The following is a 10,857-nucleotide window of genomic DNA, read 5'->3' as shown; positions in this document are numbered from 1 at the left end:
AAGCGAGAGAGAGGCGCGGCTTTAGCCGCTGAGGTACATACCGTCAAGCCCAACCACAGACATCACCGATAAACCAAACACCCACGCGCTTCCAGATCACTCAACCAGGCAGGTTCTTCAAACGTCACCCATCGCATGTCCAGCTTTTCCAATTTAGGAAGTTGTGCAATCGCATCCGGCAGAGCTTCAATCGGATTCCCGCGAAGATCGATCTGCCGCAGCTCTGACAAGCCCGCAATCTCTCCCGGAAGCGTGCGCAGCCGATTGTTCCTCAGATGAAGCTCCCGCAGCCGCGACATCCTGCCAATCGATGCCGGGAGCTTCGAGATCTGATTGTCTGTCACTCGCAGTTCCAGCAGACCCGACATCTGACAGACGCTCTCTGGAAACACAGTGAACTGATTCTCGCTGATGTTCAGATAACGCACCCGGGTAAGTCCGGCGATCGAAGACGGCAGCGACGTCAGCCGGTTGTCGTGAAGATAGAGAAAATCGGAGAGCTCGGTAAGGTCTCCGATCTCTTTCGGTAGCGATGCAAGCTGGTTGTGCCCAAGATCCAACGTTCGCAGCCGCTGCATGCCGCCGATGCGTGACGAGATCTCCGTCAGCTCGTTGTCGGCCAGAATCAACACGGTAGTGTCCGTCTGTTCCCATATGTCTACCGGGACCGTGCCAAGATGCTGCTTCCAGAGATTGATCGTGATGTCTGCGGGCATAACGAAATCTTAAACTCACCGCAGCGAGACGCGCTCCACATGCCAGACAAACTCGGTAATCTGCRCGGCAAGCTGCAGCCGCAGTCCCGGTGGAAGGTTATGCCCCATGCCTTCGATCAGTACGAGCTTTGACCCAGAGATCGCATCGGCGGTGGCGCGTCCTCCACTGACGTCGCACATGCGGTCAGCCAGGCCGTGAATCACCATCGTTGGAACTTGCAGTTGCCGCAGCCGCTCTGTCCTGTCTCCCGAGGCAACGGTCGCAATTGCCTGACGAGCCGCGGCAACACGATCGTGCGACCGGTCATACGCACGGCCTGCGCGTTCTGCCACCTCGTCTTCGTCGGCCGGATATCCCGGCGAGCCGACGATGCGCATCGCCCGCAGAYACTGCTCGATGGCCTGCTCGCGCGTCTCCGCAGGAGCGCCGGAGAACAGCTCCCGCAGTACCTCCGGAGAGGGCTGGCCCACGGCCATGTTGCCGGTCGTCGACATCATCGAACACAACGAGCGGACACGCTGGGGATGCTCGATCGCCATCGTCTGCGCGATCTGCCCGCCCATCGACGCGCCCACGACATGAGCCTCGCCGATACCCAGTGCGTCGAGCAATCCCACCGCGTCGGCCGCCATATCGGAGAGTGTGTAGGACACCGACGACAGATCTCCGGCAAGTGCGGCGGGAAGGTTGGGAAACGGCGCATCGCTGAGGTGGGTCGATAGTCCGGCATCGCGGTTGTCGAAACGGATCACCTGCAGCCCGCAATCGATCAGCGTATTGCAGAGGGTGTCCGGCCAGTGGATGGACTGTGCCGCAACTCCCATGATCAGCAGCACCGCGGGCGCCAGCGGATCGCCGAGACGCTGGTAGGAGATATCGATGCCCGCCGGGCCAACCTTCTTTACGATTGCATCGACCGTGGAAGCCTCGAACCTGTTCGCTGAAACTAACACGTTTGTTCCCTCCCGTTTGGGCGGTGAAGGACGCACGCTCCTCCTCCAGCCCGAGGGTTGAACGTATCCGGAAACAAGGCCGAAAAACAGTCTGTTTCTGAAAAGGCAGGCTTGCTATCCTAAGAATGGGAAGAGCCTTCGGTTTTCCTGGATAAACCGTACCCGGCAACGCCGGCGTAACCCACCCCCGGATATCAAATTTGCATCATGAGGCCACGGGCTGAAGAGATCCGGCGTCTAACTTTTAAGGGGAAGACGGCTCGGCATGGACACAAGCCACTGTCTGCCTGTCCGCATGCATCCAGAGACCACCGCCGGATGGCGCCGACGCCGTGTGTCGGCAACCTCTCGTCGCCTGAGTCTGCGAGCCGCAAACCCGTGAGGGGGAAAATCACATGGCAAACGTTGATACCGCTCAAGCTAAAGATGGCCGTTCCAGCCATCTGGCCACGAAGATTCTCGTCGATGGCGGCGACCCGGCAGAGACGATGCGGGTCAAGGAGGCGCTCGGATACGTCGACGGCCAGACCACTAATCCATCCCTGATCGCCAAGAACCCCGAAGTGAAAAAGCGGGTCGAGTCCGGCCGCTCGCTCTCGGAAGCCGAGGAGAGCGCCGCCTACCGCAAGATCGTGCAGGAGATCTCGCCTCTGGTCGGCAGCGCGGGCGTCTCGATCGAGGTCTTCGCCGACTTCGACACCACCGCCGACCAGATGCTGAAGCAGGGCCAGGAGATGTTTACCTGGATTCCGAACGCCTACATCAAATATCCCTGCACCCCGGAAGGTCTGAAGGCTGCGCAGCGGTCCGTCGCCCAGGGGATGCGCGTGAACATCACCCTGTGCTTCTCACAGGAGCAGGCCGCGGCGGTTTACGCGGCAACGAAAGGAACAAAGGCGCCGGCGTATGTTTCACCCTTCGTCGGACGCCTCGACGACATAGGATGGAACGGCATGGAGCTATTGGCGAACATCAAGCGCATGTTCACCTCGGGCGACGGCCACACTCTGATCCTCGGCGCAAGTATTCGCAGTATCCCGCACCTGATGCGTTGCTTCCAGATTGGCGTTGACCTCGTGACCGTTCCAGCAAAGGTGATTCTGGAATGGGTTGCGGCTGGTCGGCCCATGCCGGATGAAAACTTCCGCTACGAGTTCAACGGCAAGCCGATGGAGTATCGCCAGATCGATCTGAACCAGCCCTGGCAAAACTTCAATATCAAACACGAGCTCACAGACAAAGGCATCCGCAAGTTCGTCGAAGACTACCGCTCGACATTGCGGAAAGCGTCGTAACGAGAAGGCTTCAATATCCGTTCAGACCTACTTAGACCTACCAATACACTGGGTGCCCCATTCACGCGTAGCGTGAGTGGGACATCCGAGCAACGCTCGGATATACCGATCCTCTAACTAATGGGTTGTTCATCGCTTCAATACACCCACGACTTCGTATCGGCATCCTTCGGCGCGGTCTCCAGCATGTGACGGGTCATCAGCGGCAGTACACGCTGGTTCATATCCGCACCCTGACTCTCATCCCACTCCGGCAACGCACCTGTATAGCAGTGCGGCTTGCGCGGACCGAAATCAAACGTTGCATCCGAATGCGGATTGCGCGTGCCCTTCAGATCGGCCTCCAGCAGATAGACAGCGTTATTCAGATAGTAAGTATCGGAGTCGCCGACGGCGATGTGCAGCTTGCCTTCGAGCTTCGGCCCTAGCGTCGTCCAGTCGCGCATCAGAATGGCGTCCAGATCGTAATGATCGCGCCAGTACTTCACCACCTCTTTGTCAATGGCGCCGGTGTCCTTGTCATAGATCGGCGTGGGATAACCATCCGCGCCCTGCGGCGAGAAAACAGCCTGCCAGATGTCATACTGTTCGCCCGATCGGCCATGCGATCCAAGAGCGAGCTCGTAGTGATTCACCTGTGCCATCTGGGCCGTGATGTGCGAGTCGCCGCGCCGATCGGAGGGAATGTCGATGGTCTCAAAGGGACCAGAGCGCGTGTAGGCATTGGTGTCCGTATAAAGGTCCGCGCCCTGGTAAGGTCCACGCCTGGTAAAAGGCATACTGCCACTTCGCGCGGCTGGCCTCGCGTCCCTGCAGGTCCGCAGGGGGCGGCGTCTCACGCCAGCCGATGGCGCTGAAGTTGGGATGAAAGTGATCCTGATAGACGACCGTGGGATAATGCGCGTCAGGATGACTGTCGAAGCCTTCCGGCAGAAGCACAATGGCAGAGACGAACATCTCACGTCCCCAGAACTTCGAGAGCAGCTCACTACGAATACGCACGTGACGGATGTACTTCGTATCGGGCGCAGGCGTAGGCGGTTCGGGAATGGTTGTGTCCGCCGTAATCGTTAGCGCCGCATCCTTCGCAAAGGTCAGCTTGACCGGCTTGCTCATCGGGTTGCCGAGCTTAGTATTCCAGTGCTGCCCCTCGCCTTTGTCAGGCGGCAACAGGACGGCCTTGCCATTGGCAAGATGGAACTCCTCATACCGATTGAAGACAGCCTGCACCGTGTACTCGCCGGCAGGCAGATCGGCGAGATGCCGAATGGGATAGCCATACGCACTGGCGTCATCGAGCACGATCGGCGTGCCCGGCGCAGCCCCGGTGACATCCATGCCGAAGACCTGCTGCGACTCATACGACTCATCAATCAGATTGCGCGGTTCTCCCGTGGCTGCCTTCGAGATGGCAACAAGAACACGCCCTGTCAGCGGAGCACTACCAGCAGCCGCCGGCGTAACCGTGATCTCGATGCGTGGACCTGCAGTATGTTTTACAGGGGCGGCGAAGGCGAAGGAAGTGGCAAAGAAAGCGCAGAAAAGAGCAGCATGTCGCATGTGCAAGCTATGGTATCGCGGACTCTACTTTTCCCGTATTTTTGTCATTCCGCAGGATCAGAAGGTGACCGTCGGTCTAAGCGCTGAAGGCGCGTTCTATACCAGCCTGGGGCAACTCCCCAGGTCGCAGATAGCCAGAAAGGCAAAGGGCTGAAGGCCCGCTCTATAAAACGGTACTCCATGCCGGGAGTGATTTTGTTACGCCGCACCGTTTGCTTTTTCATCTTTCTGGCCGGGTGCCCCACATACGCGAAGCTTATGTGGGTGTATCGCGCCACCGTTATCGGATAAGCTCAAACATCATACGTATCGCACGAGGCGACCTTGGAAGATCACTCGCACCTGAAAGCCAGGCTCAACACCTGGCAGCTTTGGGGAATCGCTGTCGGCCTTGTCATCTCCGGCGAATACTTCGGCTGGAGCTACGGCTGGGCCAGCGCCGGCACACTCGRCTTTCTTCTGGTCACCATCCTGGTGGCAACGATGTATGCGGCCTTCATCTTCAGCTTCACCGAGCTCACCACCGCGATCCCACACGCCGGCGGACCGTTCGCCTACGCACAGCGCGCCTTCGGAGACACCGGTGGCTACATCGCCGCTGCGGCCACGCTCGTCGAGTTCGTCTTCGCCCCGCCTGCTATCGCGCTGGCCATCGGAGCGTATCTTCATGTGCAGTTCCCCGGCCTCGCTCCCAAGCACGCTGCTGTCCTCGCCTACCTGCTCTTCATGGCGATCAACATCCTCGGCGTGCACGTTGCAGCCAGCTTTGAGCTGATGGTGACAGTGCTCGCGATTGTGGAGCTGTTGGTATTTATGGCTGTGGTTGCGCCCGGCTTCCGGCTGACGAACTTCCTCGCCCATGGATGGGCAGGCCACGATCACCTCTCAGCGCATACGGCGGTCGGCATGTTCGCAGCAGTGCCGTTCGCCATCTGGTTCTTTCTCGCCATTGAAGGTGTAGCAATGGCGGCAGAAGAGGTGAAGCGCCCGGCGCGTTCCATTCCTATCGCTTACATCGGCGGCATCATCACGCTTCTGATTCTTGCCCTGGGCGTGATGGTCTTTGCCGGTGGAGTCGGCGACTGGAGCGTGCTGGCCAATATCAACGACCCGCTACCGCAGGCGATGAAGATTGTGGTGGGCGGCAGCAGTGGATGGCTGCACATGCTGGTCTGGCTCGGCCTCTTTGGTTTGGTGGCCTCGCTGCACGGTATCGTCTTTGGCTACTCGCGGCAGATCTTCGCCCTGGCACGCGCCGGCTATCTTCCATCATTCCTCGGCAAGATCCATCCGCGCTTCCGCACACCCCACATTGCCATCCTCGCCGGCGGGGTGGTGGGCATCGCAGCCATCTATAGTGACAATTGGATTCAGTTCGGTGGCCAGCCGCTTACCGCCAACATCGTCACCATGTCGGTGCTGGGAGCGCTGGTGATGTACATCGTCAGCATGCTGGCACTCTTCCGCCTGCGAAAGAGCGAGCCCGCGATGGCCCGCCCCTTCCGCGCTCCGCTGTATCCGCTGCTGCCCATCTGGACTCTGATCGCAGCCGGCATCTGCCTGGCCAGCCTGGTCTACTACAACCGCCTGATCGCGATGCTCTTCGCAGGCCTGTTGGTCGCAGGCTACCTCGGCCTGCGCCTGGGTTGGTCGAGACGGCAGAAGCGCGAGAGCCGCGACCGCGTCATGCAGGAGAGGTGATGCTCGATCAAAAAGGCGATTTAAAGCGCTGAAGGCGCGCTCTATACCAGCCTGGGGCAACGCCCAGGTTTCAGTGTCCACAAGATGTTAAAGGGCTGAAGGCCCGCTCCATATAACAGCCTTCAATCCGACCGCATCGTTTCGATAGGCATACAACGGTTTCACGAACCGTTTCCTTTGTGACGATTGGTGATTATAGGTCGGGCCTTCAGCCCTCTTACCGTTTCGCTATTCGCGTACCTGGGGCTACGCCCCAGGCTGGTATAGAACGCGCCTTCAGCGCTCTTTATTCTCCTTGCGCTACTTCATCGAATCCGCATTCACCAGGTGAACTCCATTGAAATAAGCAACGCACCCGTCAATGCCGGTCGGACGCCAGCTCGTTCCGTCGGTAAAACGGATCTCCGTAATCTCAGCCGTACGTAACGACATAATGCCAGAAACCGAGAGATCGCTCTGCGTGAATCCATTCGATCCTGCGCGTGACTCAATGTGGAAGGTGCGCTCTTGCTTCTCTTCCGGACCTTTCCCGGTCTTAAGATACAGATGCGATTGCGTCACACCGCGAATCGTAACGGTCGCGCTGTCGATGGTGCGGCTATCTCTCATGCCGAACTGCAGCGAGACAGTCCGCACCGGCGTGGAGCTTCCGTCCGCCGCGAGTGTCATGAGTGGAGCGGCATTGGCCTGCGCTCCAAAGACAACCGGACAGATCGGATTGAGTGTGTGCCACCGCCGTGGATTGAACTGTAGCTCGGGTCCATGTGGCTGCTGTGCGTATGTAACCGATGGAAGCAGAGCCGTAAGTATGGAAAGGATGGCGATCTTCATCATGAGCTCCTATTTCGCCGTAACTTCAAGCTGTGCCGGTTTGGCCGTGCCTCTGACCGCCGGATCGTAGTACTCGTACACATGCGACGCAAAGCTGGCGGCGCGAATGGGATACTTCGCACGCAGCCGGAACTTCAGCGTCATCGTCTCGCCTGCGCCGATGGCGTTGAAGTAGAGAATCGCCTGGGTGGCCGTAAGGCTGAACTTCTCCAGCCGTCCGGTCGGTTTGTTCGCGGTCTTCTCCACCATCTGCTGCAGATCCTCGCTCTGCAGATCGAAGCCCGGAGGAATCCCAAGATCGACCATCACCATGTTGGCCCGTTTGTCGAGATTGCTGTGCACTGTGGCGGTTGCCGTCACGACATCGTTTTGTGCCAGATGCGTGCGGTCATACGCTACATCAATGGAGAGCGCAGGCGCGTCTTTCTTCACCGGCCAGGGTGTGAAGTAACGGCCGGCGATCTGGTAGGCCATGCTGCCTGAGCCGGTGAAGCGCAGCTCCACCGCATTCTCGGCGCCTGTTCCTGGCTGTGGTAGGACAAACTGATGGAGCAGATCATTGTTTCCGGCATCGAGGTTCAGAGTCTGCACGGCCTCACCGTTCAGCAGCACCTGTACCTTGCCGCTTGCGTCTCCTGCACTTCCTTCAGAGGCCAGCAGCAAAGCGCGCAACGCCATGATGGTGGCCTGGGTTGAGCCCCAGTTACCGTAGCTGTTCTTCTTGCTGAGGATCCATGCCAGCGCGCGGCGTGCAATCTCGGGATACTGCCCGGAGTGAAGCAGCGCCTGTACAGCCAGGCCTGTGGTCTCCACCGCGGCGGAGTCGCCGGTTGCGTAGAGCCCTGTTTCAGCGCTGCTCCACCATGCCTGCTCTCCCTTTTCGGTACGCGCATCCGCCAGCCGTTGCAGGACGCGGCGTGTCAGCTCTGAGTGCTTGTCCTCGCTTACGGCAAAGTTGGCAAGCACCGCCAGTGTGTATGCATCGGTCTTATTTGAGGTCACGCTATCCAGATTCGAGACGATGTAGCCTTTCGCTTTCTCGACAGCGGCATGCTGTTCGCTATCTCCTTCCAGTGCCCAGGCAAGATAGGCGGTAATGCGCAATGCATCTGAGTTGTAACGGTTGGTCGCGCCTTCGTTGATGAACTGAGTATCGGGCTTCCAGCTTCCGTCACGCTGCTGTTGTGCCGCAAGCCACGCCCCCGTGCGCTCAAGCACGCGCGGATCGACATCGTAAACATGCGACATATCGCGGAATTCCATCAGGCCGTATGCCGTCAGGATCTTGTTGGCCGGTGTATTGCCGAACCACGAGAATCCTCCTCCCGGTACCTCGAAGGTGAGCAGACGCTGGTATCCGTTGGCGATGTACCCTTCAGCCTTTGCATGGACTTCGGGTGTCAGCTTTTTGGTGTGCTTCATGTAATCCAGCGCCAGTACGTTCGGATAGGTGCTCGATGAGGTCTGCTCGAAGCAGCCCCCCGGCATCTGGAGAATGCCGTCCATGCCTTCAATCACCTGGCTGAGCGGGCCTGGATACAGCCGTACGAAGAGCTTGCTGGCGTCGGGAAGTGCATTCTGCGGGAAACGCACGCTATGTTGCGCGGTCGACTCCAGGCGTCCGTTGAAGACTACCTCCTGTTGCTGTCCGTTCGGCACAACCTCAATCTCACGGACGACCGTGTCCTTGCGATCTGACTCACCCTGCAGATGAGCGGCAAGGGTCAACTTGAACTTCCCCAGACGCTTCACCCGCAGCGTGAACTGTTCGCCGCCGACTTTGCCCGCATCGATACTGACGTGCTTCTCCGCGTTGTCATCGACGAGATCGAACCAGTCCTCCTGCTGTAGTGAGAGCGTTACCTCGCCCCGGCCCGAGGTGTAGTTGTAGACAGCGACGGGAATCGAGACGCAGTCGCCCTGTGTCAACGTGACCGGAAGATCGAGGTCCACGAAGAAGTCCTGAAAGACCTTCAGGCTGGAGACGCCACTGCCCAGCGTTCCTGCCTTGGTAGAAGCAAACATCGCCATGCGCCATGTCGTAATGGAGTCGGCAATCGGAATGCCGATACTGGCGTTGCCATGACCATCGGTAATGATCTCCGGATTGATATACAACGCCTCCGGGAAGTAAGAGCGCACATGATCGGCGTTGCCTTCGGACGCAGGAGCCTTCGCGCTACTGTCCGCATGGGCCAATGCGGCCCCGGCCCTCGGAGCCATCCGTGCCAGATTTCCGAATTCACGCCCATTGACAACCTGCACCATCTCAGCGCTCTGTGTCATCACCACAGGCGCTGCCGCCGTGGCGACCTCCACGCTCTGCGTGACGAAACCAACTGCAAGCGTGCAGGTGACGATCGCACGGTCCTGCGGCCGCAAGGTCACTTCATCGGCGGCGGAGGCAAACCCCGAAGCCGAGATCTTGAGCCGGTAACGACCGCTGGTAAGCGCAGCGAAGCGGAACGAGCCGTCCTTGGTGGAGGTGCCGCGCCATGTGCCGGCTGCGTCGATGCGGTGCAATTGAAGAGAGGCGTTGGGAATGACGGCGCCGCTGGCATCAGTGATGACGCCGGTGATCTCGCTGCGTCCGTTCAGCGGCCCACGATCATGTTCCAACCGCCATTCCATAGCGCCGGGTCTTTGCTCAGAAAAGGTATCGCCTGAGCCGCTGACCATCGTTATAAGGTCATCCTGCGTCCCGAACCTGTGATCGGGGCCTGCGCTTCGGATGTTATAGAAGCGAAGCAATGAATTCTGGCGCCGCGTCGTTTGCCAGACAGGCTCGACACGAAGCGATACTCCCCAGGCATCGTGCGGCTTACTGCCTTCGTCTTCTTTGACCAGGGCAAAACGTTTAGGAAGATCCTGTATGTGACCGTCCTCTTGAGGCAGTTGCTGCAGAAGAAGCTGAACGTGCTCGGTGTACGCCGCCTGATAACGGTCATGGAAGGCGAAGGTTTGTGCCAACGGCAGCGCCTGGATTGCCTCTGTTCGAACCGCGTGCTCGCGCACATCCTCCGCTGCGGAGAACAGAACCCGCGCGGCGCGGTCATGTGCATCCTGCTGGGACGCGTCCGCTGGAACGACGGCATCGTTCATGGAAAGGGAGTGGATCTCAAAGCGCGGCTTCAACAGCTCCTCTTCCAGGTAGAAGAAGACTTTGGCAAATCCAGGCTGTTTCTCCGCCAGCGCAAAGACAGCTTCGTCTACGATTTCAAGTCCGAGCGCCGCCTGCACGCCTTCGCCCTTCTCATTGGTGACATGGAAGCGCACACGCGCTTCTGAACCCGGCAGATAGCTGGCTGCATCGGCTGTGGCCTGAATGTGCAGCTCATCCGCAGGCTGCACGAAGATCATGCGATGATCTGCCACGGTCTGTGCATCGCCGCCGAAGATGTACGTATGCATACTCAACGTACCCGCCATCTGTGGCGTGGCACGGAGCGAAAGTTCCGCGCGGCCGTGGACGATGTCGACGTCGCGTGTCTGGATGGTCTGCCCATCCTTCACAATGTCGATGTAAGCAGTGCCGCTCTGCCGCGTGCTGAAGACCGTCGCTCGTATCAAATCGCCAGGCTTATAGACACCATGGGCGACGCGCAGCAGGACCTGGTCCTCACCGTACCGCGTATTGAGGTTGATCGTATTTGTGGACCGGTTACCGTGATGATCGTCCGCATCGACGTGCAGCTTCATCTCCACACCGCCACCGTACCGCGTATTGAGGTTGATCGTATTTGTGGACCGGTTACCGTGATGATCGTCCGCATCGACGTGCAGCTTCATCTCCACACCGC

The 10,857-nt window shown here is 59.1% G+C and carries 9 protein-coding genes; 3 read left to right on the top strand and 6 right to left on the bottom strand.

All coding sequences use genetic code 11. The features are described from left to right. Positions 1 to 62 precede the first annotated feature (62 nt). Together AB4043_RS08965 and AB4043_RS08960 are read right to left on the bottom strand one after the other, a co-directional pair. Entirely contained in the window at positions 63 to 716 is a 654-nt protein-coding gene (locus AB4043_RS08965) for a leucine-rich repeat domain-containing protein (protein WP_442303159.1), read from the bottom strand. A 15-nt stretch (positions 717 to 731) separates the two neighbouring features. Next, positions 732 to 1,670, bottom strand: coding sequence for an alpha/beta fold hydrolase (locus tag AB4043_RS08960; protein WP_442306894.1), 939 nt, complete (start codon positions 1,668 to 1,670; stop codon positions 732 to 734). Between the two features lie 395 nt (positions 1,671 to 2,065). On the opposite strand from AB4043_RS08960, the gene AB4043_RS08955 reads away from it, so the two are divergent. Further along, positions 2,066 to 2,965, top strand: coding sequence for a transaldolase family protein (locus tag AB4043_RS08955; RefSeq protein WP_442303161.1), 900 nt, complete (start codon positions 2,066 to 2,068; stop codon positions 2,963 to 2,965). Positions 2,966 to 3,102: 137 nt separating this feature from the next. Here the strand turns inward: AB4043_RS08955 and AB4043_RS08950 are convergent, their stop codons facing one another. Next, positions 3,103 to 3,744 (bottom strand): hypothetical protein, encoded by a 642-nt coding sequence (locus tag AB4043_RS08950; RefSeq protein WP_442306893.1) that lies wholly within the window; start codon positions 3,742 to 3,744, stop codon positions 3,103 to 3,105. Next, complete coding sequence (locus AB4043_RS08945) at positions 3,662 to 4,525, bottom strand: hypothetical protein (protein WP_442306892.1); 864 nt, start codon at positions 4,523 to 4,525, stop codon at positions 3,662 to 3,664. The genes AB4043_RS08950 and AB4043_RS08945 overlap by 83 nt, the downstream gene beginning before the upstream one ends. Here AB4043_RS08945 and AB4043_RS08940 point away from each other — a divergent pair. Continuing rightward, positions 4,524 to 4,679 carry a hypothetical protein gene (locus AB4043_RS08940; RefSeq protein WP_442303163.1) on the top strand — a complete coding sequence of 52 codons (156 nt, stop codon included), beginning with the start codon at positions 4,524 to 4,526 and terminating at the stop codon, positions 4,677 to 4,679. The two genes, AB4043_RS08945 and AB4043_RS08940, sit on opposite strands and share 2 nt — an antisense overlap. Before the next feature lie 170 nt (positions 4,680 to 4,849). After that, positions 4,850 to 6,226 (top strand): ethanolamine permease, encoded by a 1,377-nt coding sequence (eat, locus tag AB4043_RS08935; RefSeq protein ID WP_442306891.1) that lies wholly within the window; start codon positions 4,850 to 4,852, stop codon positions 6,224 to 6,226. A gap of 300 nt (positions 6,227 to 6,526) precedes the next feature. Here eat and AB4043_RS08930 read toward each other — a convergent pair whose 3' ends face one another. Beyond that, on the bottom strand, positions 6,527 to 7,060 hold the full coding sequence (locus tag AB4043_RS08930) for a hypothetical protein (protein WP_442303165.1): 534 nt from the start codon (positions 7,058 to 7,060) through the stop codon (positions 6,527 to 6,529). 6 nt (positions 7,061 to 7,066) lie between these two features. Continuing rightward, on the bottom strand, positions 7,067 to 10,857 hold a 3,791-nt coding region (locus AB4043_RS08925; protein ID WP_442306890.1), incomplete at its 5' end, for an alpha-2-macroglobulin family protein.

The sequence above is a fragment of the Terriglobus sp. YAF25 genome, assembly GCF_052113305.1.
Taxonomy (GTDB): domain Bacteria; phylum Acidobacteriota; class Terriglobia; order Terriglobales; family Acidobacteriaceae; genus Terriglobus.
Note: the sequence above shows the minus strand (reverse complement) of the source record. Positions and strands in the feature narration are given on the sequence as shown.

Bases quoted from the DNA above. Each gene is read 5' to 3' on its own strand.
- AB4043_RS08965 (WP_442303159.1), bottom strand. From the start codon at position 716: ATGCCCGCAGACATCACGATCAATCTCTGGAAGCAGCATCTTGGCACG.
- AB4043_RS08955 (WP_442303161.1), top strand. From the start codon at position 2,066: ATGGCAAACGTTGATACCGCTCAAGCTAAAGATGGCCGTTCCAGCCAT.
- AB4043_RS08950 (WP_442306893.1), bottom strand. From the start codon at position 3,744: ATGCCTTTTACCAGGCGTGGACCTTACCAGGGCGCGGACCTTTATACG.
- AB4043_RS08940 (WP_442303163.1), top strand. From the start codon at position 4,524: ATGTGCAAGCTATGGTATCGCGGACTCTACTTTTCCCGTATTTTTGTC.
- AB4043_RS08945 (WP_442306892.1), bottom strand. From the start codon at position 4,525: ATGCGACATGCTGCTCTTTTCTGCGCTTTCTTTGCCACTTCCTTCGCC.
- AB4043_RS08930 (WP_442303165.1), bottom strand. From the start codon at position 7,060: ATGATGAAGATCGCCATCCTTTCCATACTTACGGCTCTGCTTCCATCG.